Raw genomic sequence first — 24,829 nt, 5'->3', positions numbered from 1 at the left:
TTGGTACAAAATAGTTCCAATAGGCTTTATTGGAACCGTTTTAGAGGAATTTTCCATATGAAACGATGCCAATAGAAGCCCACATGAAAAGCGCAAGCGCCTTCGTGACAGGTAAAGTACGCTTCTCAATAGCGCCTGACTCTTCGGTGAATTATTTTGTAAGCCTTTCCTTCGTGCCCAGGGTCGTACAATGGTTTGGAAGAGTTTTTTATTATTATTCAGTTAATACGGCTTTGCCCTGCGCCGTATCCATAGCCTCCCGCTTCCGGATTAAGCTTACTAGGAAGTACACTAGCGGTGTAATCGCAATCGAGGCGAAAAACTTAAAGATATACTGAGTAACAATCATCGTTCCAAGCACAGCCACCGGAACTGTCCCATAGAAAGCTATCGCAATGAATATGGTTGTGTCAACAAGCTGGCTTAACATCACTGCCGCATTGTTTCGCAGCCAAAGCTTTTTCTGCCCATGGCGCTTTTTCAGCTTATTAAACACAAGTACATCCAGGTTCTGGCTGATCGCATACGATACGAGGCTTGCGATGATGACCCTAAAGCTCCCGTTCAGGATGGTTTCAAATGATTGCTGCTCTGTGAATACTGGGGCGGCAGGAAGCGCAACTGTAATGGAAATGAACACAAGAGCCACAACTTGAGTAATCAGCCCGGCCTGGACCGTCCTTTGCCCAGCTTTCTTCCCATACACTTCAACGATGACATCAATAATTGGATACGTAAAAACATAAACGATGACCGCAGCAGGAAGGATTGCCCAGCTGCCAATACTAAAAAGCTTAACCGCCACGATGTTTGCAAAAATCAACAAACCAACAAAAGCACCATTCAAATAAAATAACATAGATGTCCCTCCTACCTGTTGTCCACTTTTTCAGGATAAAGGTCGTGGTTCATCAAACGGAAATTCGCCATTTCTTCATACTTCGTTCCAGGCTTTCCATAGTTGCACCATGGGTCGATTGAAATACCGCCCCTCGGTGTAAACTTCCCCCACACCTCGATATAGCGTGGCTCCAGCAGCTTAATCAGGTCATTCATGATGATGTTGACACAATCCTCATGAAAGTCACCATGGTTTCTAAAGCTGAACAAATACAGTTTGAGAGACTTGCTTTCTACAATTTTCTTATCCGGGATATACGAGATGTACATCGTTGCAAAATCCGGCTGATTGGTCAGCGGGCATAGACTAGTAAATTCAGGACAATTGAATTTCACAAAATAATCCCGGTCCGTATGGAGGTTGTCAACCGCCTCCAAAACTTCAGGTGCATATTGAAATGCATAGTGTGTCTTTTGATTCCCCAACAGTGTTAAATCCTTTAAACCTTCTTCATGAGTGCGTCCAGACATAAAAAAACCCCCTCGTAAAAGTTACCGGCCCTTTACAAGAGAGTTTTAGCGAATATCTAATAAAAACAAGGATAAAAAGAAAAAGCCATGTCCGGTTATGGACATGGCAAATTGTCATGTATCCATAGTTTTTTATAGAGGGTATCAGCTATGAACCTCTCCCGTTCCAGGAACGGATTTTCATTTTCCTTTTCATATACTACAGAATAGGGCTAAAAACGTCAACCCAAACTTACACCATAATCTTGCAAATATCATTTGTGAACTCGACAGGATCCTGGATAGGCAAGCCTTCAATCAAAAGCGCCTGATTGTAAAGCAGGTTCGTATAGAGAGCCAGCTTTTCCCGGTCATTGGCCAGTGCATCTTTCAGTGAATTAAACACTTCATGGTTTGGGTTAATTTCTAGTACCTTTTCAGCCTTGACATCCTGGCTGTTTGGCATCGAGCGAAGGATTTTTTCCATCTCTATGGTCAATTCACCTTCAGCGGTCAGGCAAACCGGGTGTGACTTGAGGCGTTTCGATACCTTGACATCCTTTACCTTACCGCCAAGGACATCCTTCATGGCATCAAACAATTCCTTGTTTTCCTGCGCTTCCGTTTCGGCTTCCTTCTTTTCTTCTTCCGATTCAATACCAAGGTCGCCGCTTGCAATCGACTTGAATTCCTTCTCTTTGTAGTTCATCAGCATCCGGATTGCAAATTCATCGATATCCTCTGTGAAGTAGAGAATTTCATAGCCTTTTTCAGAGACAAGTTCTGCCTGTGGCAGCTTTTCAATCCGTTCGATTGATTCACCAGCTGCATAATAGATATACTTTTGGTCCTCAGGCATCCGCGATACATATTCATCCAACGTAACAAGCATCTTTTCTTTAGATGAATAGAACATCAGCAAATCCTGCAGAGTCTCTTTATGGGTGCCAAAATCATTGTAGACACCAAATTTCAGCTGGCGGCCAAATGATTTGTAAAACGTTTCGTATTTTTCACGGTCATCTTTCAATAAAGAAAGCAGCTCACTCTTAATCTTTTTGCTAATATTCTTCGCAATTAGCTTCAGCTGGCGATCATGCTGCAGCATTTCCCTTGAAATATTAAGTGACAAATCCTCTGAGTCAACCATCCCTTTAACAAAGCCGAAATGGTCTGGCAGCAAATCTGCGCACTTGTTCATAATTAGCACGCCATTCGAGTATAGCTCAAGGCCTTTTTCAAATTCCTTTGAGTAATAATCGAACGGAATTGTTTCCGGGATAAACAGAATGGCGTTATACCTGATTGCACCATCCACACTGATATGAATGTGCTTTAGCGGCTTGTCAAAGCCGTAATGCTTTTCATTATAGAAGTTCTCATAATCCTCGTCAGTCAGCTCACTCTTGTTTTTGCGCCAGATCGGCACCATGCTGTTGACGGTCTGCTCCTCAACAACCTCTTCCCACTCATCCTCGCTGCCCTCTTTTTTCTTGCTTGTGCTGACATCCATCTTAATCGGATAGCGAATGAAATCAGAATACTTTTTAACAATCGATTTTAAGCTGTACTGCTCAAGGAACTCGTCATAATTCTCATCTTCGGTGTTTTCTTTTACTTTTAAAATAATTTGAGTACCGACGCTCTCTTTGTCGGCAGGCTCAATTGTATAACCTTCGGCACCAGTTGATTCCCATTTGTATGCCACATCGCTACCAAGGGCGCGGCTGATGACAGTCACTACATCTGCGACCATAAAGGCTGCGTAGAATCCAACCCCGAACTGGCCGATGATGTCATGGCCATCCTTCAGTTCGTTTTCCTTTTTAAAAGCTAGCGAACCACTCTTCGCAATTGTTCCAAGGTTTGTTTCTAACTCGTCCTTCGTCATCCCGATTCCTGTATCGATAACTTTAAGCGTACGGTTCTCTTTATCTGCAACAATTTTTATGTAGTAATTGTCTTTATCAAAAATGAGCGAATCATCCGTAAGCGCCTTGTAATAGATTTTGTCAATTGCATCGGATGCGTTAGAAATCAACTCGCGAAGGAACACTTCTTTCTTTGTATAAATCGAATTAATCATCATTTCAAGAAGACGCTTCGATTCAGCCTGGAATTGCTTTTTTTCCATCAGTATTTCTCCTTTCTTTATTGTAAATATCGTTATTTAGCACTCTAAACTCGAGAGTGCTAATCCCACTATTTAAATATCATATCACAATTATGTATGTCAATAGCTGACATTTTAATAGAGAACAAAAAGGAACCCCATTCCTGGTGGAATGAGATTCCCAGTCACTTATTTTTTCTTTTTAGGGCCTTTTTCTTTCAACTTAACCTCATAAGTAAAGTCTACAGAATTTTTGTCATCAGAAGGAGCTGCATACGATGTAATCATATAGTTTTTCCCATTTTGGAAAAGCTGCCTTAATGTTAGCGCATCTTTTTCTGTCACATTGAACGGATCAACTGTGATAACTTTATAATTTGTCTTTGCACCCTTCTTGTTGCCAACTTCTGATTCATTGATGAACGTCACAGTATAGTTGACATATTGGCCAAGCAGTTCCTGCATGGACATGAAACTATCAGTTGAGCTGCCATCCGCTGTAAAGCCGATTTCTGGTATCGACACATTATCAATGTACCAGCCGCCGTCAGTATGGGCCCAGTCCGTTAGATAACGGAATGCAACATGGACCTTTTGACCTGCGTATTCACTCAGGTCAAAGGATTCCTCTTGCCATGCTTTAAGGTTACCAGTAAAGCCCGGCAGGTTTTCTTTAATCTTTGGATAGCCTTGCTCTACTACATCACTGCGAGTATTCTCATTTGAAAGGCTCTTCCATGTCTTGCCGCCATCAGCTGAAACCTGGACTACACCAAAGTCCCATTGCTCTTCAATATCAAGGTAGTTATCAAAGTTTAAAGTAGCGTTTTCTACACCAGTAAGGTCTGCTTCAAATACTAGAGCATTATCAGCTTCGTCACCGGAACCGCCCCAAAGTACCTTATTGGCTGCATCAGTTGGTGAATTAGTAGTTTTCCAAGGAGTACCTAAGAAGTCAACACCATCAAACTCAATCGATCTGATTTTATCCTGGAAATCAAGTTCTTTAAAGTCACCGCCCCACGCAGGAACGCCTTCTTTTTCAAATTTAACAGCTTTCTCAAAGTCTACTGTTTTACCGCGCTTTGTGCCTTCCTTATCAACAACAAGGTCACGAAGGTTGATGCTGTCGAAATTGTAAACTCCGCCACCAACCCGGTCAGAATCCAGTGTTAGTGCTGTAATGAAGTCCTGGTAAAGCTGAGTGAAGTCTTTTTCAATCCCATGCTTCTTCAAAGTTTCATTTACACTGTTAATACCCTGTGTTTCACTTAGTGCCAGGTCACGAATGAATTCACGGCCGAACTTGTCATTCATATAAAGTGTGAACAGGTACACTTGCCCGTAATCGGCAATCGTTTCAGGGCCTGTTTTAGCTGAACGATGGTCATCCCAGTTAACAAGGGAATTTTCAGGGTGATCCAGATAGAAATTAATTGAGCTATCATCATGGCCATAACCGCCTAGATACTCCGAGAATGTGGACATACCTTCGTTGATCCATGTTTCTTCAGCACCATCATTGTCAGCATGGATCAAGTGCTGGAGTTCATGAATAGTCGTTCCAAAGAACGTAGACTCCAGGCGGGTCTCCCAGCTATTTGTATCGATTGTAATAATGTTTCTATCAATATAGTTTTCAAGTGTCTGCCAGTAGAAGCCAGCTACAAAGAATGGATAAGTAGGATCGTTATAATTGTCATCTTGAATGTTATCTACCAGCATAATTACTTTATCACTGCCAGTGTAATAGCCCTCTGGAAGGCCTACCATTTCCGGTAAAGGAGAAAGAGAACCGTCATGAACATCCGGGGTTCCAAAAAACGCAGTAGCTTTTGGATAAATGTTTTTATCGAACTCATCACGAAGCTTGTCCACCTGAGCCTGAGTTACAACATGTGCAGGTCGTGGGTCGCCCGGCTTAAAGGCGAGGTTATCTGCAACCCAAATTTCCACATTCTCTCCCACGCTGCGGAGAGTAAATGTTTTAAAGGATAAATTTCTATTTAAAAAGTATTTTGTTCCCCCATTGTATGTAAATGAACTTTGGGCAGAAGCATTTGATGTTGCCGGTGTTTCATTAAAGTTAATCTTTGCGGCTTGCTCCTCAATGCTTTTCTCTGCCTGTCTCAAATACGACTCATTCTGCGACAGCTGGTTCAGCTGGCCATCGATGTCGACACGGTCCCCATACCGTTCAACATCCCATTTTGGAGTTGTTTTTGCCTGAACTTTGGAGGAGCTTGTCCCAAATGGCAGCGCGAGTGACAAAGCCAAGGCTCCTGATGTAAGTATTGATAGCAATTTTTTCGTATTCAATTGCTTTTCCCCCTTCATGTATAGTGCAAGAGTAATCTTAACATATTAAATTTTCAGAATAAATAAAGGAAAATTGGTAATAATCTACAGTTTTCAACATCCTCAACATTTAATCGGGACAAATTACACAGCTTTTATTGAAAAATTAAAAGAAAATCTGTCGTTAACTGACAAATCCCTTTTAATTTTTCCTTCTATCTCCCTATTAAATGTTTATATTTGGTAAAAAACAGAGTCATAATGATTATTTTAATGGATTATAGTGAATTTAGCGTTACTTGGATAATAAGAGCAATTGTAGTCAACCTAAGAATCGGCTTCACTAGCCTCGGGTTCAGCTTCTCCGCTATCCGAACACCCAACTGCGCTCCGGTGACTGATCCAATCATTAGTGCCAATGTCATTGGCCAAATGATTTTACCAGTGGCAATATAGGTTGCAGCCGCGCCAATGCAGCTTGAAAAGGTAGCAAGCCGAACCAATCCGACAGCCTTTATATAGGCTATATTTAAATGGCTGAACAAATAGAACATCAACGTTCCCTGCCCCGGCCCAAACATCCCGTCATACATGCCAATCCCATAAAGACCCGGGACACTCAATTTATTCATTCTCAGTGGCTCGGTACCTGTAAAGCCGCCTTTCCCAAGAAAGGAAGCTAGAAACGCAAAAGCCAGGAGAATAATCGCTACAATAAACATATTTTCGGAAGAAATCTTTGAAGCGATATAGCCTCCGCTCACCCCACCGACCAGGCTGACTGGTATAATCCAAACCGATTCCCTGATTGATATTTCCTTCTTGCGATAGAGATGATAAAAGCTTGAAAACGAACTAAATGTATTCGAAACCTTGTTGGCGCCTATAGCAGAATGAGGAGGCATTCCGAGAAGCAGCATCGCAGGCAGGCTAATCACCCCTCCGCCTCCTGCAAGTGTACCAAGGGTCGTTGCGCAGACTCCTATAAGAAACATCATAATAAATTCCATCATGCTCCACCTCCACTTCTAGTATAAGCACGCAACTGCAATAAGGAAATTCGTATATTTTTATAAAAAATAATAAGGAAACCTTATTAAGAAAACTGGAGATGAACAAACCAAGATTTTATATAGATAATATTAAAAAAAGCCTGATCCCCGGATACTAACAGAACCCGGGGAACAGGCTTTAAGAGAAGAAAGACATCTGGATCAGAAAAATAATCGCAAATACATAAATAAGCGGATGGATATCTCTAGCTTTACCGCTTACCAGCTTTATGACTGGATAGGTAATGAAACCAAGTGATATTCCGGTTGCGATGCTTGAAGTCAAAGGCATGGAAAGAATAATGATAAAGGCTGGAAATGCCTCATCGAACGCTTTCCAATTTATTTTTGAAAGACCCTCCATCATATAACAGCCAACAATGATTAAGGCTGGAGCGGTAATCGCTGGCAGCGCAGCGATTGCACCAACGAGAGGCGAGAAGAAAAGGGCGGCGATGAACAATCCGCTGACTGTCAGAGCTGTAAGCCCCGATCTGCCGCCGGCCGCAACGCCCGTTGACGACTCGATATAAGCAGTCGAAGGGCTTGTACCTAGGGCAGCGCCGACCGTAGTGGCAACCGCATCCGCACTTAGTGCTGCTCTTGCCCTTGTCAATTTGCCATCTTTCATCAGCCCTGCTTGCTCCGTGACACCTATTAACGTGCCTGTCGTATCAAAGAGAGTTACCAGCAGGAAGGCAAATATAACGGTAAATAACCCATTCGAAATAACGCCAGCAATATCCATATCAAAAAAGATAATGGATGGCGGCGCTGAAACAATGCCGTCAATCTTTAACCTGCCGAGGAAATAGCCAACGATTGCCGTCACCAGCATCCCGATGAATAACGCCCCTTTTACATTACGGGCAAGCAGGATAAGAGTAATGAGCAGACCGCCAATTGCCAAAAGGGTTCCCGGCTTGTGAAGGTCACCGAGTGAAACAAGCGTTTCAGGATTGTCAGCCACAATTCCGGACATTTTCAGGCCCAAAAAGGCAATAAATAAACCAATGCCGGATGTTATCGCATATTTCAATGAATCGGGAATGGCTTCAATGAGCATTTCCCGAAACTTTGTAAGCGATAGAAGCAAGAAAAGTATACCGGCCAAGAAGACTGCCCCGAATACGATTTGGTAGCTGACTCCATGAGTGGCGACCACACTGGCAAAATACGCATTCAAACCCATACCCGGTGCAATCGCTATCGGATAATTAGCAAATAACGCCATAATCAGTGTGCCGACAGCGGCAGCAATAATGGTGGCTGTGAAAACCTGGTTAAAAGGTACCCCAGCCGCCGACAGAATTGCCGGATTGACAACAATGATATACGCCATCGCCATAAATGTTGTAAAACCAGCCATCACTTCAGTCCGTATAGTTGTCTTCAAATCTTGAAGATTAAAGAAATTTTTCATAATAAATATTCCCCCAGTAAAGGCTTATGTTTTAATAGCTTTTATATTTACTACTCGCCTTTAAAAAACAACAAACCTAATAGTATGCCATATTGATTCCCAAGTCAACAACCAATGTTCGCCTTTTATGTTACTTCTAACGCTTTGCCTCGTTGTCAATCCAAATATCCACACTAATATACGAACATATAAGGTTAACCTAAATAATTCATTCGATATCTATCCTTTATATACGATTTGACATGATGTTTTATATAGTAAAGAATTGGCCCTTTTATTGTAAAATATTGATAGAGTAATACTCAGGGTGGTGGGAAAATTGTTCAAATTGCTGCTTATAGAAGATGATGAAACCTTATTTGCAGAAATGAAAGACAGGCTTACACAATGGTCCTATGATGTATACGGGATACAGGATTTTGGCCAAGTCATGGCTGAATTTACGGCAATCATGCCTGATTTGGTCATTATTGATATACAGTTGCCAAGGTTTGATGGATTTCACTGGTGCCGATTAATTAGGTCCCATTCGAAGGTACCGATTATTTTTCTATCTTCCCGTGACCATCCCGCCGATCAGGTCATGTCCATGCAGCTTGGTGCTGATGACTTCGTCCAAAAGCCTTTTCATTTTGATGTTTTAATCGCAAAAATACAGGCCATTTTACGAAGGGTCCACAACTACAATGCAGAGAAGCCCCAAAAATTAAAATTGTGGTGTGGTGCCACCATCAATTACGAAAATAATACAGTAAGTAATGAAATCGGGAACGTTGAATTGACAAGAAATGAACTATACATATTAAGGCTTTTGATTGAACAAAAGAACAAGATTGTCTCCCGTGAGGATCTAATTAGAAGCCTTTGGGATGATGAAAGGTTCGTGAGCGACAACACATTGACAGTCAATATAAATCGCCTCCGAAAAAAGCTGGATGAAATCGGACTTGGAAGATTCATTGAAACGAAAGTTGGCCAAGGATATATTGCCCTGGAAGAGACAAGCGGATATGTTTAAGGAATTTCTTATTGAAAGAAAGAGCTGGATTGCCATGTTTGTGGCACTTGAACTTCTATCCCTTTTCATCGCATATATTGATCCAACCATCCCAATCGAATCACTTCTTTATATTGTCTTTTTGTCATCCTGTCTTTTCCTAGTGTTTTTATTCTATCGCTACCATAAAGAGACCCGCTTTTACAAATCCCTCAAGGAGTCCGATATAAATTTAAATACAATAAGCAGCATTGAGGCGGGAAGCTCTTTTGAAAAATTGGTCAAAGAACGAATCATCCTGCAATCAACTGAATTAAAGAAGGATCTATCGCTTAAGCAGCATTCCTTAGAACAGAAAAAGGACGAATTATTGTCATGGATTCATGAAGTGAAGACACCTTTGACAGCTATGCAGCTGATCATAGACAGGATTGATAATAAGGATTCAAAGGCAAGCCTTCAGTATGAATGGCTTAGAATTCACCTTTTGCTCGACCAACAACTCCACCAGAAGCGAATTCCTTTCATGGAGAACGATTTGTATATTGAAAAAACAGATTTACGCCAGATCGTATCTTCCGAAATTAAGACGCTTCAATCATGGTGCATGCAAAAAGGCATTGGTTTCGAAATAGAATTCGAAAGCTCCGAAGTGCTGACTGATGCAAAATGGGCAGCCTTTATTATAAGGCAGCTGCTAACCAATGCCGTTAAATACAGCGAAACAACAGATATAACTATTCGTGGCTTCGAACATGATGGAAACATGATTCTTGAGATAGAGGATTTCGGAAGGGGGATTCCAGCAAGGGACCTGCCCCGAATATTCGATAAAGGCTATACCTCCACCTCGAAACACCACGATAATAAAGCAAGCGGGATGGGATTATATCTCGCCAAAAAAGCTGCCACCCCCCTTTTGATTTCCATTGATGTCATTTCAACTCCAGGAGAAGGATCAGTATTTACACTCACCTTTCCAAAGAGAAATGCTTTCAATGAACTAACAGGTGTGTGACAAAAATGTCACATGCCTTTCTGCTTTTGTTAGATGATTCGAAGGAAAGCAGGGTTGGAAAGCCGATATGATAGACGTATCGAAGGATTTAAAGGAGCGTGCAAGTCATGAAGATATTGGAAGCAGCGCGGATAGATAAAGCATACGGCAATCGGTTCAACAGGCAGGAAGTGCTGAAAGGGCTGGATATTTCAATTGAAAAGGGAGAATTTGTGAGCATTATGGGTGCTTCCGGGTCAGGAAAGACGACCCTGCTGAATGTACTCTCTTCTATTGATTCCGTTACTAATGGGACAATAAAAATTGAAGGTAAAGAAATTACAGGGATGAAGGAAAAACAACTTGCTGAATTTCGGAAAAACCACCTTGGTTTCATTTTTCAGGAATACAATCTGCTCGATACATTGACAGTGAAGGAAAACATCCTTTTGCCACTATCCATTTCCAATGTCTCAAAGAAGGAAGCAGATGAAAAGTTTAAACAAGTTGCCGAGGAACTTGGTATCTATGAGCTCAAGGACAAATACCCTAATGAAATCTCCGGCGGACAAAAACAGCGGACATCAGCAGCGCGAGCATTCATCCATGAGCCTAGCATTATTTTTGCTGACGAACCGACAGGAGCCCTGGATTCAAAATCAGCTTCTGACCTATTAAACAAGCTTAGCCAATTAAATGTGAAACGGTACTCAACCATTGTAATGGTTACCCATGACCCCGCGGCAGCTAGCTATTGTAGCCGGGTAATTTTCATTAAAGATGGCCAGATTTATACACAGCTGACCAAGGGCGATGAAACGCGGCAGGCTTTCTTCAAGGATATCATCAAAACCCAGGGTGTTTTGGGCGGTGTACAATATGAGCATTAATTCAATCATTTTCCGGAACCTGAAAAAGAACCTAAAGAATTATTATCTTTATGTCTTTGCATTAGTCTTTACTGTAGCGCTTTACTTCGCTTTTGTTACTCTGCAATATGATCCTGCAATGGATGAGACAAAAGGGACCATCAAGGGCGCTGCTTCTATTAGGGCCGCATCGGTCCTGCTAGTCGGAGTCGTTACAGTTTTTCTGCTGTTTGCAAATAACATCTTTATTAAGCGCCGAAGCAAGGAGATTGGCTTATTCCAGTTGATTGGTATGACCAAATCTCGGATATTCCGCATTCTCACTGCCGAAAATTGTATCCTTTACTTTTGTTCCATGGCAATTGGGATATTTGTCGGTTTTTCTTTTTCGAAACTGATTATGATGATTCTCTTCAAAATCTTGCAAATCGAGCTGGAAGCAACACTTACTTTCTCTTCACTGGCCTTCTATCAAACAGTTGGCGTCTTTAGTTTGATTTATCTGCTAATCATGGGCATGAATTATGCATTTATTAAAAGGCAAACCATCTTGTCCCTTTTCCGTGTTACTAGCTCAACTGAGACACGGGTTAAAAAACTTTTTGTTTGGGAAATTCTTATGGGAATCATGGGCATTGGATTGATTGCGACTGGTTATTACGTTTCTTCAAGGCTGTTTAGTGGTGACATTACAGAAATGAACAATCTATTCATGGCAATGATTTTTATCCTGGGATCGGTCATCATAGGAACATACTTTTTTTACAAAGGCTCAGTCAGCTTTATCTTTCAATTAATCCTTATAAAAAAAGACGGATATTTAACAGTCAATGAAGTGCTGTCCCTTTCGAGCATAATGTTCCGAATGAAATCAAATGCGCTGTTGCTGACAATCATTACAACCGTATCTGCCCTTGCAATTGGATTGCTTTCATTAAGCTACATCTCCTACTATTCTGCCGAAGAATCTGCCCGCAAAAATATTGCAGCTGATTTCGCATTTGTAACAAAGGAAGATGCCAGGCAGTTTACTAGCCTACTGGAGGAGAATACTATCCCTTTTACAAAGAAAGAAATCCCTGTAATTCAAGTTCTGGCTAATCTTGAGGAAATTATGCTAACAGAATTTGAAGGAAGAATTTCGGACTCTGACTCTATGCAAATTTCAGTTATAAGTGAGGAAAGTGTAAAAGGAGCAGCTGTTGCTCCCGATGAAACGTATTTTACCGGCTACCACGATGCACTCCAAAAGTTCATGCCTCTAAAGGATGCTGGAAACATTGAACTAAAAGGGAAGAATGTCGTGATTTCACAGTCCTATCTAGGAATGAGAAACGAGCATCATATTTCATGGTATTTTACTAGCGGTGGCACTCCTGTTGCAATCGTTGACCATAGTGTATTTGAAAAGCTTGAGAAGGACCTGTTACCAGAAATACAAAAGAAATCTTCACTCTATACCGGAATTACATTAAAACATGAAGAAAAACTAGAGGAAGCAAACGAGCTTTTCGTTGCCAACTCTTTTAGTGAACGTAACTTCAATGATTCCCGCCTTCAAATGTCAATAGATCAGAAAATGACGTTCGGATTAATTATGTTTATTGTCGGATTTTTGGGTTTGACCTTTCTAATTACCTCTGGCTGTATTCTCTATTTTAAACAGATGGATGAAAGTGAAGACGAAAAACCGAACTATACGATTTTGCGGAAACTCGGTTTTACCCGTGATGATCTGTTAAAAGGAATCCAGGTAAAGCAGTTGTTCAATTTTGGAATCCCACTTACCATAGGGCTCCTGCACAGTTATTTTGCTGTCCAATCGGGCTGGTTTTTCTTTGGCACTGAATTATGGACACCGATGATGATGGTCATGGCCCTTTACACAGCTTTGTACTCAATATTTGGATTGCTTTCAATCATGTATTACAAGAAGGTCATTAAGGAAGCTCTTTAATAGTAACCTCCAGCTGCGGAACTGCTGGAGGTTTACTTTTTATAAATGAACCGATTATGAATCTTTTGATTTGCCATCTACGATTCTACCAATGAAGAAACCATCAATTTCACTGAGCTTTCCTCTCCAGAGAATATCACCCTTTGAGGGTGTCGGTTTGCTATCGCCAACATAAACATTGGCATTTTTCAAATGAATATAATTGGCTTCGGGCTGGCTTTCCGAACCGACACTTTCTCCCGCATTTGATAACATCTCACTAAGTTTTTCTGACACATCGCTTCCATCCTCGACTGTTCCACTTAAAGCTTCAAAGTAGTCCTTAGCCGAAATGATGGTGCCTGTAATCACTGCTCCCTTGACATTTAACGTTATGTCCAGGTTAAAGCTATGGTTATTGGCAGCTTGAACAAATAACTCAAGTACAGTGTCTTTTGTTTCCGGTTGATTACTCATCTTCCTTCTTCCTTTCCAATCCTTCCAAGAGAAGGTAGGTGTCGTCCTCTTCCGAGAGAACCGTGTAACTTCCCTTTTGTTTTTCTTTATTTGTCTTGCCTGCCTTTTTGCTGGGTTCCTTGGGCTTGTCTGTATTTTCCTGGCCTTTGTGTTCATTCAACCCAGCTTGCTCATTTTCTTTACTGTTATCCTTGCCTTCCTGGTCACCTTCGGAATTGTCGTCTTCCTGTCCTTCCTGAGATGCATCTAGTTCTTCTTCCTCTTCCTCGTCTTCCTGAGAAACATCCGCCTCTTTTTCTTCTTCCTGGTTTTCCCTAGAAGCATCAGCTTCTTTTTCTCCCTGGACCTCTAGGGAAGCGTCTTCCCCTTCGCTTTCCTTATCCTGAGATTTTTCTGTTTCATCTTCCCCGTCCTGGGAAGCATCTGTTTTTTCTGCTTTAACGTCCTGACTTTCTAAAGATGCGCCTTTTTCGTTTTCGTTTCCCAGTTCTTTCGATGAAGCATCCGTTTCTTCCTGATATTTCTCGTCTTCTCCAGATGCCTCTACTTTTTCATTACCTTCCCGGTTTTCATTTGGAGAGCTGCCTTCATTGGAATCTCGTCCAGCAGATTTTTCATCTTGATTATCTGACTTTGTATCGGAATTCCCTGTATCATTGTCACTGTCATTCTCGGTTTGGCTATTTTTTGCTTCTATCAATTTTGACAACATGCCTTCTAGTGAACCTAGACGCTCTTGTAGTTCCTTATTTTGCTTTTTTAGCGTCTCATAGCCTTCATCTTTAGACGATCCCTCCTTGCCTTCACTATCATCTTGTTGTTCAGTCTGCTTTTTTGACTCTTCATTATCCCCTGAATGATCAGCTTGGGATGCGGTTCCTTCAGCCGATTGACCGGATACGAAATCTTCTTTTTCTTCTCCCTCTATTGGAGACTTCTTTTCGTCCTTATTCTTTTCTCTATCGTTTTCAGATTGCTGCGATTTACCTTCATTTGAAAGTACAAGTTGCGACTCATCCTCGGTATCTCCATTATTCTCAGAATCCGACTCCTCTTCGGAACCCTCGGAACCCAGCGCAGGTTCATCTTCATTCTCTTTGCTATCAGGATTATCTTCTGCCAGGCCCTCTTCCGCCTTCGTGGCTTTTGCACTGCTCTGACCTTTCTCCTGGCCTTCCTTTTCCTGAATGAGCTTCGTTAACATCTCTTCCAGTCGGTTCATGCGATCATCCAAACTATTATTCTCTGAATCTTCTTTTTCGCCTGAAGCAGTAGAAAGGCTCGTATCATTATCACTCTCTCCTGCCGCTTCCCCGTCCTTTGCATTTTTTCCTTCTTTATTGAATAGCTTTGAGGTAGAATCTTTTAAAGAGTGGATGGCCTTTTTTGAGTTATTCTTTGCTGCGTTGCCAAGCCCTGAAACACCATCATTAAAGCCTTCTATCACTTTTTTCCCATTCTCGGGAGTAGCCAAATATCCAAGTGCAGCACCGATCACTCCTCCGGCCAGCGTTCGTTTTAGTACTGCAGAATCAACACTCGCTTTGTTACTTTGCAAAGTTGTTTGAGTTTCCTTATTTTCTTCCATGTTCATTCCTCCATTTGCTTTTTATCGTGGTTATTAAATGTTACGCATTGAATTCAGGGGAATTTAACCGATTCCCTGAAAGCTGATTTTCCAAAGCTTCCAGCCGCTCCTGAAGTCTTTTGTTCTCTTCCTCCAGCGCCTTCGTTCCTTCATTGGCTTTTGAACTTAAGTAAGGATCGCTTTCCCACCAATCCATACCAATTTCTTTCGCCTTATCAATAGATGCGACAATAAGCCGAATTTTAATCGTTAACAGTTCTACATCTGCGATTCCAACAGTAATATCCCCAGCAATCACTACACCTTTATCTAATATTTTTTCAAGTACATCTACAATTGTGCTCGATTGCACATTATGTTCCACTGCCACTTGAAGACCTCCCTGCTATTGGTTTTTAAAGTAAGCTTCCTAAAGGGCCGAGGTCAATATTCAGATCTTCAGCATCCAAACCGAATATTTCCTTTAGTTCTTCCATTTTTTCTTCCAGATTCATCAATGCCTCTCCCAAAGCTTCAATTTGTTCATCAGTCAGCGTTCCGCCCTCAACACGCCTTATAGCATGCCTTTCAACGATTTGCCTTAGGAGCTCGATGATTGTCAAAACTAGCTGAGCTAATCCATGTTCTGCGTTATCAGGATCCAAGTTAATTCGTCCATTTGTTTGGCTGGCCGGTTGCATGGATTAATTCCTCCCTCTGTTGATCAAATTGTTCCGACGAAATTGTTTTGCCGCCTTGCTGCGCCTGGACAAGGGATTCAACAGAAGCAATTAATAACCTAAGGTCTAAATAAACGAGGTCGACTCCTGCAATCGAAATCACTAAATCTGCTTTGATTGCAACTCCCTTATCAAGGATGACATCCAATATATCAATTAACGCTATTTCTTTGTTTTCAATCGTTTCCCTTACTGTCATATCCTCATCCTCACTTATGAAAAGCTGGAAAAATGATAGGCAGGCCATGGTCCAGTAGCTTCAAACTGCCACCCCTTTTCCTTCATGTCCTTTTCATATTGCTGAATCTGCTTCAAGAAAGGTTCCACTTTTGTCTTAGGAACAAGGTACACACTATTCCACGTCATTTGATCTTTTCTGCCTGTGACATCTTTTCCCCACGTTTTCTTTACATGTCCCTCAATAGCAAATCCCTTAAGGTGCAGGTGGATATCTTCACAGACCGCAATTTTTTCCTTCTCAACCTCTTTTTCAATGAGCTGATCCAGCTTTTTCTTTTCAAAAAACTGTTTTCCTTTAGATAGACTGCTAATTTCTTCTCTTTTTTCTTCAATTGCTGGATTATTAGCGCTAACTTCTTTTTTTAATAACTCGTCATTGCAGTAGATCTTTAAATTCCATTCTTCGTTGTTGGAAATTAAGTTAAAGGTGCTTTCCATCCGTGAAGAATTGGACTGGATAGTTTCCTTTAAGCTGTCCTCATTCTTGTACAACGTACAAAATCTGAGAGGTATAATCGTATAAAGTTTTGATAGATTTAAAACCGTTTCATGATGGTGAAAAGCTTTTTCCTGCAGCCACGCCATATCATTGTCTATTCGTTCCTTAATCGTTTCTTCCGTATAACTCCCGGAATCAAGTTGGCAAACGACTGCTGTGATTCCGCTGATTTCAATTGGATAGATTTCTCCTTTGCCATCAAAATCCTTAAAGGGTGGCAATGGTTTTTCAATCAGTTCGTTTGTTGGAACCAATCCATATAAATAAATCAAGTCTTCCATTCTTTCTGCTGCCCTCATTTCTTTTTCGCCATCTCTTCCCATTGTTCCAATTCGAGCTGCTTTGCGACTTCATAACGGAGAATTAATTCCTCTTCCTTAGCCTTATATGCATCCTCCGGTATTTCCCCAAGCTCATACATCATTTGTAGCTGAATTAGTTTTTGCTGAATGGTAGGAAGGTCATAAAGTTCCTTATCCGCCTCTTCCTTAACCTTCTCTGCAATTTTTATAACAAGGTTAATAGGGGCAGAAACAAGCTTATGAATCATCCCGCATTCTCGACAGTTAACCGGATATTCACAAAGTTATATGCAGGCCATGGTCCACTGTAGTTAAAATCGACCTTATCCTTCCATTTCTCATAAGCCTCATTTACTTTTTGGTCAAACTCGGCTTCTTTCTCCCTATCTATCAAAAATGCCGCATTCAATAGCATTTTTTCACCTATCGGATCATTTACCTTTGAAGCCTCAGACAGTGTTTTTAAAGGTTCAAATATATCCTGCTCAACCTCTCTTTGAAGGGATTGAACGATTTTCTGTGCGATACCGCCTAATTGAATCCTTTCATAATAACTGGCTGCCTCGGATTTTCCTTGAACCGATTTGGTTAAATTCTCGATCTTTTCGTTTCCGCTTACCTGAGATTCTAACCATTCCTTTTTTCCGATCACTTTCAACCCAAGTTCAATCTTACCCTTGATTGCTGGGAAGAGTTTTTCAAACTGAGGATATAAATTTTCGAGAAGGACAGCAACATCTTCCCTGGATTTAAAGACATTTCCAAAGCTGACTGGGATGACTGTCTGGTTTTGTTTCATTACTTGTGAAACAGCTCCCTGATGCATCATTAAATTTTCTTTATTCGGGTGGTAAATTTTCATTGGAACTTCTGCTGCAACCATTCCCGCGTCCTTATAAGGGATCACAAACAGATCGACTTTTTCACCTTCAACTTCGACCTGGCCAAAACTTTCACCCGTATCGGCCTGTATTCCACAAAATATATAGATTCCCGCTTCTCCTTGGCTCATTCGTATGTCTCTCCTTTTACTCCTTTTTAAGTTCCAGGTTGCTGCATGCCTTTTTAATCATGCCCTTCGCTGTTTTTATTGGGTTGTCTGCATCGATAGAGCGGCTTATTTGCTGGCCAAGAATGTCGATGCAAAGCTTCTGGAATTCCAGGTCTTTTCCATCAATTTGAATACCCTCATTCTTCGCTATAGTTGCAATCATTAACGAGGCTCTAAGGCTTGGCCCGGATTCTTCTTTGCACTGTTTTCTTAACTCAGCTACCAGGTTTGTAATAGCTGCTGCTTCACTTTTACTGATATCCACTTTTCCTGATAGAATATGTGCTTCCCGTTCACTGTCTTTATGATCAATATGAATGGTAACCAGGCGGTCCAATAGCGCATCCTGCGTTACATAAACCCCTGCATACTCGGCTGGGTTACTCGTAAAAATGACTGTAAAATCAGGGTGGACGCGAATAAACGGTTCTGTTAACTTTGTGCCGTAAAGAGGAAGGATTCCTTCTTCTAGTATCGATAAAAAAATATTATTTGTTGTAGGTTTAGAGCGGGTGAATTCATCATAGATAAGCGTGTAGCCGTTCTTTACTGCTTCCAGCAGGCGGCCGTCCCTCCATGTTTCAGTGATGCTTTCATCTCTTTTATAGACAGACCGAATATAGTTATCTACTACCTTTTTGCTCGTATATCCGGTAAAGTCTCCTATCAAATCTTTCGTATTTAATTCATGATGCCCATGGATAAGCATGACTGGCCTTTTCCTCGTTTTTGCGAGCTCAAGCGCCAGAGAGGTTTTCCCTGTCCCGGAAGGCCCTGTAAAGTGGACAGGATATCCAGCCTTCAAATATCGGGATGATCGAGCCAGCAAATCCTCTGTAACGTGATCCCAAACAATTGATTGCTTTTGCTTTTTGGTTTTATTCTTTAATACTGTCACTCTTTCACCACACCCTACATTTCCAGGTTAATGGAGCTTCTAAACCGCAAATCTCTTCTTTTATAAGAGGTAATTTCCTTATCCTGATTGAGGCTTACTTCATATACACCAACCATTTCATCCTTGGCGTATTTTTTCATATACTCTTTTTCTTCAATCACTTCTACCATTAGTTTCCAGCCGTTTTCCGCTTCTTCTATAGACGTAATTTTATGAACTGGTGCCACAAATTCGTTAAAAAATTCGGTGACATTGGCGATTATCTTCTTAATTTCCATCTTGGCCTCCCAATTTAATAATGGAGGCCAGGGCATTTAAGCCCCGGCTTCTTCCATGCTTCCTATCAAATACTAAATCTTGCTCCACTTTCTTCCTGCCGTGAAGGGAGTCCATTCTCTTGAACCTCGTCCCGGAGAAGCCCCACAGCTTCTGCATAGCGCAACCAAGTATCAACACTAGCGATAACCACCCTGGCCTCTACTGTTAATATTTCAATCCCAACTACCGAAACTCTTACAAATGCATCTATGACAATCCCTTTATCCAGTATTCTGTCAATAACTTCTGCCAAGCTTGAACTGTCCGTACTTTTTTGAACTGCTGCCATCATTCATTCTCCTTTCTATATTCCTGTTAAGAGCCTATTGTCTTAATATCGTTTGAGGATTTAATAGCCGTGGCTCCTTTAATATTGCTGACACTTTTTATATCACCGACGCCTTTCACTTTACGGTCATCGGTTTTTTGAGAGGAGGAAAGCTTGTCCTGCAGCTTTTCACCCTTTTCTTTCGCCTGGCCTACCTTTTCCCTGGCTGCAAGTAGAGCTTCCTGGGTTTTGTCCTTGGCTTTTTCTGCCCCACTATTCAACTTTTCTGCAAAATTGTCCTTCTTTTCCTCCAGATGATCCGAAAATTCATGGGCTTTGTCCTGGACTTGCTCCACTACATTCTCTTTGGCCTTTTCAGCTACCACATCTTTTACTTTTTCCTTTATTGGTTCAGGGGTATGTTTTATTACTTCTTTGGCCATTTTTCCAGCTGTTTTTTTAATAGGCTTCTCCATTGCCAGCCCCTCTAATTGTTAGTTAATTTGCTTTAGCTCCAGCTTCCGTTAACTGGCCGAGCATACTTTCGATTCGGTCCAGACGGTTATTTAGCTGCTTGTTTTCTTCCTTGATTTCTTCGTATTTTGACGGGTCAGCCATTTGGCTATCTCCTAAATAACTTGAGGCAATTTGCTTAATTCCCTTTTGGGCTTGGTCGGTAAGGATTTCATTTGCAGCCTTCTTCAATTCCTGACTGGTCGTTTTAAAAAATTCTGACTCACTTAAGGACTTAATGGCCTTTTTTCCTGATCCCTGGCTGGAGAGCAGGCCAATTCCAACTCCTACCGCCCCGCCAATTAACGCCAGCGTGAGTGAATAATTTTTATTTTCTACTTTTTCATCTTGCTGATTGCTTTCTTCTTGCTTCTCATCCTGTTGATTTACTTCTTGCACATGTTCATTTTTTTCATTCTCAGCCATCTTCTATCAACCTCATTTTTGTTTATTTTTACTACTTATTGCTATCTCCCGCTTACTTCCAGCTGTAATCGTCACTTACCACTTCTGGGGACATTAACTAAATTGCGGGTTGCTTATTAAACCTCTTTTAGGCTTTTCTTCATTCTCATTCTGATATTCATCTCTTAGCAGCCCTACAGCCTCCGCATACCGCAGCCAAGTGTCAACACTTGCAATCACAACCCTGGCTTCAACTGTGAGAATTTCAATTCCGAGGAGTGAGACTCTAGCGAAAGCATCAATAACGATTCCTTTATCGAGAATTCTGTCTATAACTTCCGCAAGACTCGAACTATCTGTACTTTTTTGCACACTCATCCCTCGCTCATCTCCTTTCGTTAGGCTTGCGACAGCGGATAAGCTCTTTACTTATCCGTATAGGCATATTTACCTTTGTCAGAAAAACATAAACAAAAATAGACGAATAACATTTATGTACCTTTAAATACATATTTAGGAATTAGACTTTTTGCAATACTGGCTTACTTACTTGCTTTTTTTACTTTTCATTTATGATAAATGCCTTTTTTGGAAAAATTTCATTAGGATGGTTTGGTAGACTAAAGGTCAAAAGCGACAATTTAAACAATGTCATTCTATATGAGGATGTTCAAACGAGGTGTCATTATATAGAGGTATAAATAGAAATAACCTTAGAACGACCAAGGCCTTCTAAAAGTACTAAAAATAAAAAGGCTGATAGGAGTAGTAAAACTCCTAATCAGCCATAAGGTTTTCAGTAGTATATTTATGTTTATTCATTGAGCTGTATCTTCTCCTCAGATGTCTACAATCAGGTATTTAGTCATTTTGCTTTCGCTATACTGCACTATTGGCGGCCAAAAGCAAAAATCCTTGGCAAAATCCGCCATTAATTTCACTTGTTCATTTTTGCCAGGAAGTCTCCTAATAAATCTCCCAAATCCTCATCTGATTCTTTCTCTGGTTCTTCAAATACATCTTCCTCATTTTGCTTAGCCGTATCCCAGTCAAAAGAACTTAGATCATCATCCATTTCATCTAAGTCACGGGAAGTGGCAGCGTTGTCAGTATTAATATCCGATGGTATTTCATGATCCCTCTGATTGCTCTGGGAGAGGATTTCATTGTTTTCCTGTAAATATAAAGCTTCATCGATATCAAGCGATTTGCTGTTCATTGAAGCAAGCAATGCTGTAGCACGTACCGGATCGGTTAAAAGTTGATAAATAATATTTCCGAGCAAAGCTTCGGAATGTTCATGCTTTAGCCAATCCCTCTGTGACTTACTTAATTGATGAGGGAGAGGTATTGTAATCGTCTCACGTTCCCTTGCTGAAGACTTCCCTACTCCCTCCATCACAAAATCTGCTATCTTACTCGAAAAATTCCTGCGTTCAGTTTGCTTCAATTTCTGCAAATGCTTTAACAGATGGTCTGGCGTATCTGAAGGAATGCGAAAAGATATGGTTTGGCCTCTTTTAATTTCGCCTGAGTTTGATCTAGTCATCTTATACCTTAGCTTTTAACAGGTTCTTCTTTAGTAACTTGTTTTTGCTTTTCTACTTTCCTGGAATAATCGGTAATTAGTTTATAATAGGCATTTGCCATCATCCAGATACTTTCTTTTTCATCTTCAAAAAAGTCAATATTATATCCATCAAGATTATTGTTTAAAGTTTTAATATATTCCTTCAGAACAGTAGACCCGCCGCCAACGAAGTAACAGATTTCAGTTTGGGAATTTTTCTTCCAGACATTCCTTAACAGCCGGTATTGTTTTTTGGCTAAGTCAAGAAGAATTCGATCAGTGATATCATGTACGCTTGTCCTGTTTCCTTTAACCATGATGTGGTTTCGGTCGTTTTTCTTGGTAATGATCTCCACTACATCTCTCCGGCTATCCAATTCGACGCCGTGCTTGCTCCTAATTTCTTCCCTGATCTGTTCAAGGGACTCGGAAACGCCCAAATTAAACCCTTGTGCCTTATCATCATCGACGTTCCTGTTCCGAATTACCGCAATATCTGTAGACAAACCGCCTATATCTTGAATGATAATTCTCTTATCGATTAAATCCTTGTTAATGATCTTCAGATCATTGTCCATTACCAAATTTATGTATGCTGCAAAACCCTCTGGATACACTTTAATTTCATCAAATTTTATATTTACTTTTATTCCCTGATACTTTGGTGTCACAAGGAATTCAACCTGATGGACTGATCCAGCCAATTTTGAACGGTATCCTGCATCCTTGCCCTCTTTTACTTCACGAAGAGGGAGCCCTGTCCCGAGAGTATAGTTTGCATCAACTATATTTTTTACCTTTGGGAAATTGCTCTCCTCCCTGACTGCATCTAGGGCCAATGTTGTAAAAAGCATGATAAGCGTTTGGTCTTCTTCCGATTTACTGCTTCCTGGGTCAAGTTCAGTAGCATTATCACTTTTAGTTGCCAATGCACCAACCCGGTAAATAGCGTTATTTTCCTTTAAAGCGGGGGAATGAACCCTCACATGGATTCCATCAAGTGGATTTTTGCTGTCCAGCTCCTCTATCCCTATGACAGGGCGATCCTCTGTATCTCTGGCAATAATATTTGGGATATTTAATTCGTGTTCAAACTCTCCAAAAATAGCTTTTATTGAATCGTTTCCTACATCAACTGCTGCAATCCTGGCATTAGACATTTTCTTCATTCCCTTTCATTTTAAGATTCCTATAAAAACAGGGCTACTCTTATAGGATAAGATTGTTTTGGTGTAAGTTCAATAATTAAGGAAAAAAAGAAACAAGAATGTAAACCTGTAAACTTTTTGTAAACACTCAGCATCCTTACAACAAAAGTGTATACAAATCCGTACACATCGCTTAACAACAGCATGCAAACACAATTGTATACATGTAAACATTTTTGCATACATTTGTTTACACATTTGCAAACATGCATACAAATCTGTAAACAACAATATCTTTAATGAACCTCCTGCTTTTTTCTGCATTTCTAGTACTAAAAAAAGCCCCGACATTTATCGGAGCTTCTATTTACTATTTATTCTTATATGTTGGTCGATAAACTACATCGCTCCCAACACAAAGTAAAGCATAAAGAAGAATGCAATTACATACATCGCTGTAGAAATTTCATTTTTTCTGCCGGTGACTAGCTTAACAATTGGATAAACTATGAATCCAAATGCAATCCCATTTGCAATGCTGAACGTAAGGGGCATGACAACGAGCATAAGGTATGCCGGGAAGGCTTCTGTAAAATCATCAAATGGAATTTGTCTTAAACTTTGCGCCATCAGGCAGCCAACAATAATCAATACAGGAGCAATCGCTTCATTCGGGATTACTTTAAAAAATGGAATGAGGAACAAGGCCGGAATAAACAAAAGACCCGCTGTAAAGGAAGTGAGCCCCGTTTTTCCGCCAGCAGCAATTCCTGTTGCTGATTCAGCAGCTGTTGTAGTCGGGCTGCAGCCCACAAGACTTGCAGCAACAACAGAAAAGGCGTTTGCCTGAAATGACTTTTTAAACTTTCTTTTATCCGTAAGCATCCCCAGTTGTGCACCCATATTTTGAAAAATAATCACCATCGATAAAGAGAATACAGCCGTCCAGAAACTGACTGTCGTTAACTGGCTAAAGTCAAAAGCCATGAAAATCGAATCATAGCCTTCAAACGACAAGCCAAAGTTGCCTATCGTTGAAAAATCAACGATTCCCAGTAACCCGCCAATTACAGTTCCTGCTATAATCCCTATCAGAAAGTTCCCTCTGATGTTACGCAGAAAAAGCGGAAGCAAAATTGCTAAACTCAAAAGAGTCGTCAAAGCTCCTGGATCCCTCAAACTTCCCAAAGCGACAAAGGTCCCCTCGTTCGGAACAATTAATCCCCCATTTTTCAAACCAAGAAACGCAATGAACAGCCCTATTCCAGCCGTCATCGCATGAATCATCGACTGTGGAATCGAACGGGACAACCAGGCAGCCCCGTTTGTAACGGCAGCCAGTACAAATACGATTCCCGCAATTAACACTGCTGCTAGCGCTTGTTGCCAAGTCAGCCCAAACGCAAACACAAGGGTAAAAACAAAAAAGGCATTATCTCCCATGCCCGGAACCAGGAGGAGTGGAGAGTTTGCCCATAGCGCCATCAACATACAGCCGATAAAGCAGGAAATAACCGTCGCAATTGTAACAGCTTCATAAGGCATCCCCGCCTGATTAAGAATCGCCCCGTTGACCACTATTATGTACGCAACAGTCATGAACGCCGTAAGACCAGCAATGAGTTCCGTCCGGACAGAAGTATGTTCAGACTCAATGTTAAAAAGTTTATTCATTAATGCACCTCAATTAATAGATAACAGGCCCAAAGTGTCTTCCATACAGAAAGGCCTTGCCTATTATACCAAAGCCAATTTAAAAATGGTTAGATTTCTTTTAGCTTTCCTACTTTACCCATTA

Annotated in this window: 27 protein-coding genes and 1 riboswitch; of the genes, 4 read left to right on the top strand and 23 right to left on the bottom strand. The window is 40.9% G+C overall.

Annotated features, from left to right (window positions below):
• Positions 1–214 precede the first annotated feature (214 nt).
• From A8F94_RS21735 to A8F94_RS21710, 6 genes are all read right to left on the bottom strand, one after another.
• Entirely contained in the window at positions 215–859 is a 645-nt protein-coding gene (locus A8F94_RS21735) for a queuosine precursor transporter (protein ID WP_066205598.1), read from the bottom strand.
• 11 nt (positions 860–870) lie between these two features.
• Complete coding sequence (queF, locus tag A8F94_RS21730) at positions 871–1,371, bottom strand: preQ(1) synthase (protein WP_066205593.1); 501 nt, start codon at positions 1,369–1,371, stop codon at positions 871–873.
• A 118-nt stretch (positions 1,372–1,489) separates the two neighbouring features.
• Positions 1,490–1,536, bottom strand: a riboswitch (PreQ1 riboswitch).
• Between the two features lie 67 nt (positions 1,537–1,603).
• Positions 1,604–3,484, bottom strand: a complete 1,881-nt coding sequence (htpG, locus tag A8F94_RS21725) for a molecular chaperone HtpG (RefSeq protein WP_066205590.1) — start codon at positions 3,482–3,484, stop codon at positions 1,604–1,606.
• A gap of 168 nt (positions 3,485–3,652) precedes the next feature.
• The gene (locus A8F94_RS21720) at positions 3,653–5,782 is read right to left on the bottom strand and encodes a choice-of-anchor J domain-containing protein (protein ID WP_139070157.1); all 2,130 of its coding nucleotides are present in this window, start codon (positions 5,780–5,782) and stop codon (positions 3,653–3,655) included.
• Between the two features lie 257 nt (positions 5,783–6,039).
• The gene (locus tag A8F94_RS21715) at positions 6,040–6,771 is read right to left on the bottom strand and encodes a sulfite exporter TauE/SafE family protein (RefSeq protein WP_066206097.1); all 732 of its coding nucleotides are present in this window, start codon (positions 6,769–6,771) and stop codon (positions 6,040–6,042) included.
• 181 nt (positions 6,772–6,952) lie between these two features.
• Positions 6,953–8,236 (bottom strand): NCS2 family permease, encoded by a 1,284-nt coding sequence (locus A8F94_RS21710; RefSeq protein ID WP_175384493.1) that lies wholly within the window; start codon positions 8,234–8,236, stop codon positions 6,953–6,955.
• Positions 8,237–8,555: 319 nt separating this feature from the next.
• Here A8F94_RS21710 and A8F94_RS21705 point away from each other — a divergent pair, with 319 nt between their 5' ends.
• The 4 genes from A8F94_RS21705 to A8F94_RS21690 all read left to right on the top strand — a co-directional run bounded on the left by A8F94_RS21705 (position 8,556) and on the right by A8F94_RS21690 (position 13,056).
• Positions 8,556–9,254, top strand: a complete 699-nt coding sequence (locus A8F94_RS21705; protein ID WP_066205583.1) for a response regulator transcription factor — start codon at positions 8,556–8,558, stop codon at positions 9,252–9,254.
• Positions 9,247–10,251, top strand: a complete 1,005-nt coding sequence (locus tag A8F94_RS21700) for a sensor histidine kinase (RefSeq protein ID WP_066205581.1) — start codon at positions 9,247–9,249, stop codon at positions 10,249–10,251. The genes A8F94_RS21705 and A8F94_RS21700 overlap by 8 nt, the downstream gene beginning before the upstream one ends.
• Positions 10,252–10,358: 107 nt before the next feature.
• Positions 10,359–11,120, top strand: a complete 762-nt coding sequence (locus tag A8F94_RS21695) for an ABC transporter ATP-binding protein (protein ID WP_066205580.1) — start codon at positions 10,359–10,361, stop codon at positions 11,118–11,120.
• Positions 11,110–13,056, top strand: coding sequence for an FtsX-like permease family protein (locus tag A8F94_RS21690; RefSeq protein ID WP_066205577.1), 1,947 nt, complete (start codon positions 11,110–11,112; stop codon positions 13,054–13,056). The genes A8F94_RS21695 and A8F94_RS21690 overlap by 11 nt, the downstream gene beginning before the upstream one ends.
• A 54-nt stretch (positions 13,057–13,110) precedes the next feature.
• Here the strand turns inward: A8F94_RS21690 and gvpU are convergent, their stop codons facing one another.
• From gvpU to A8F94_RS21605, 17 genes are all read right to left on the bottom strand, one after another.
• A complete protein-coding gene (gene gvpU / locus A8F94_RS21685) occupies positions 13,111–13,512 on the bottom strand; it encodes a gas vesicle accessory protein GvpU (RefSeq protein WP_066205572.1) in 402 nt (133 codons plus the stop codon).
• Positions 13,505–15,100, bottom strand: coding sequence for a GvpT/GvpP family gas vesicle accessory protein (gene gvpT / locus A8F94_RS21680; protein ID WP_066205568.1), 1,596 nt, complete (start codon positions 15,098–15,100; stop codon positions 13,505–13,507). Before gvpT ends, gvpU begins: the two co-directional genes overlap by 8 nt.
• A gap of 40 nt (positions 15,101–15,140) precedes the next feature.
• Entirely contained in the window at positions 15,141–15,470 is a 330-nt protein-coding gene (gvpJ, locus tag A8F94_RS21675) for a gas vesicle protein GvpJ (RefSeq protein ID WP_066205564.1), read from the bottom strand.
• Positions 15,471–15,495: 25 nt separating this feature from the next.
• Complete coding sequence (locus A8F94_RS21670) at positions 15,496–15,780, bottom strand: gas vesicle protein K (protein ID WP_066205562.1); 285 nt, start codon at positions 15,778–15,780, stop codon at positions 15,496–15,498.
• A complete protein-coding gene (locus A8F94_RS21665) occupies positions 15,746–16,018 on the bottom strand; it encodes a gas vesicle protein (RefSeq protein ID WP_066206094.1) in 273 nt (90 codons plus the stop codon). Before A8F94_RS21665 ends, A8F94_RS21670 begins: the two co-directional genes overlap by 35 nt.
• A gap of 14 nt (positions 16,019–16,032) precedes the next feature.
• A complete protein-coding gene (locus A8F94_RS21660) occupies positions 16,033–16,857 on the bottom strand; it encodes a GvpL/GvpF family gas vesicle protein (protein WP_254660926.1) in 825 nt (274 codons plus the stop codon).
• Entirely contained in the window at positions 16,854–17,108 is a 255-nt protein-coding gene (locus A8F94_RS21655) for a gas vesicle protein GvpG (protein WP_066205559.1), read from the bottom strand. Before A8F94_RS21655 ends, A8F94_RS21660 begins: the two co-directional genes overlap by 4 nt.
• A complete protein-coding gene (locus A8F94_RS21650) occupies positions 17,105–17,872 on the bottom strand; it encodes a GvpL/GvpF family gas vesicle protein (protein WP_066205556.1) in 768 nt (255 codons plus the stop codon). Before A8F94_RS21650 ends, A8F94_RS21655 begins: the two co-directional genes overlap by 4 nt.
• 16 nt (positions 17,873–17,888) lie before the next feature.
• On the bottom strand, positions 17,889–18,809 hold the full coding sequence (gvpN, locus tag A8F94_RS21645; protein WP_066205555.1) for a gas vesicle protein GvpN: 921 nt from the start codon (positions 18,807–18,809) through the stop codon (positions 17,889–17,891).
• Positions 18,810–18,823: 14 nt separating this feature from the next.
• Positions 18,824–19,087 carry a gas vesicle protein GvpO gene (gene gvpO / locus A8F94_RS21640; RefSeq protein WP_066205552.1) on the bottom strand — a complete coding sequence of 88 codons (264 nt, stop codon included), beginning with the start codon at positions 19,085–19,087 and terminating at the stop codon, positions 18,824–18,826.
• A 65-nt stretch (positions 19,088–19,152) separates the two neighbouring features.
• Positions 19,153–19,416, bottom strand: a complete 264-nt coding sequence (gvpJ, locus tag A8F94_RS21635) for a gas vesicle protein GvpJ (RefSeq protein ID WP_066205549.1) — start codon at positions 19,414–19,416, stop codon at positions 19,153–19,155.
• 26 nt (positions 19,417–19,442) lie between these two features.
• Positions 19,443–19,871, bottom strand: a complete 429-nt coding sequence (gene gvpQ, locus A8F94_RS21630) for a gas vesicle protein GvpQ (RefSeq protein ID WP_066205547.1) — start codon at positions 19,869–19,871, stop codon at positions 19,443–19,445.
• Between the two features lie 22 nt (positions 19,872–19,893).
• Positions 19,894–20,334 (bottom strand): hypothetical protein, encoded by a 441-nt coding sequence (locus A8F94_RS21625; RefSeq protein WP_066205544.1) that lies wholly within the window; start codon positions 20,332–20,334, stop codon positions 19,894–19,896.
• Between the two features lie 93 nt (positions 20,335–20,427).
• Positions 20,428–20,691: a gas vesicle structural protein GvpA gene (gene gvpA / locus A8F94_RS21620; RefSeq protein ID WP_066205542.1), complete on the bottom strand. Its 264-nt coding sequence runs from the start codon at positions 20,689–20,691 to the stop codon at positions 20,428–20,430.
• A 559-nt stretch (positions 20,692–21,250) separates the two neighbouring features.
• Positions 21,251–21,862, bottom strand: a complete 612-nt coding sequence (locus A8F94_RS21615; RefSeq protein ID WP_066205540.1) for a hypothetical protein — start codon at positions 21,860–21,862, stop codon at positions 21,251–21,253.
• 8 nt (positions 21,863–21,870) lie between these two features.
• Positions 21,871–23,043 (bottom strand): ParM/StbA family protein, encoded by a 1,173-nt coding sequence (locus A8F94_RS21610; RefSeq protein WP_066205538.1) that lies wholly within the window; start codon positions 23,041–23,043, stop codon positions 21,871–21,873.
• A 387-nt stretch (positions 23,044–23,430) separates the two neighbouring features.
• A complete protein-coding gene (locus tag A8F94_RS21605; protein WP_066205533.1) occupies positions 23,431–24,705 on the bottom strand; it encodes an NCS2 family permease in 1,275 nt (424 codons plus the stop codon).
• Positions 24,706–24,829 lie beyond the last annotated feature (124 nt).

Source organism: Bacillus sp. FJAT-27225 (assembly GCF_001685025.1).
Taxonomy (GTDB): domain Bacteria; phylum Bacillota; class Bacilli; order Bacillales; family Cytobacillaceae; genus Bacillus_D.
Note: the sequence above shows the minus strand (reverse complement) of the source record. Positions and strands in the feature narration are given on the sequence as shown.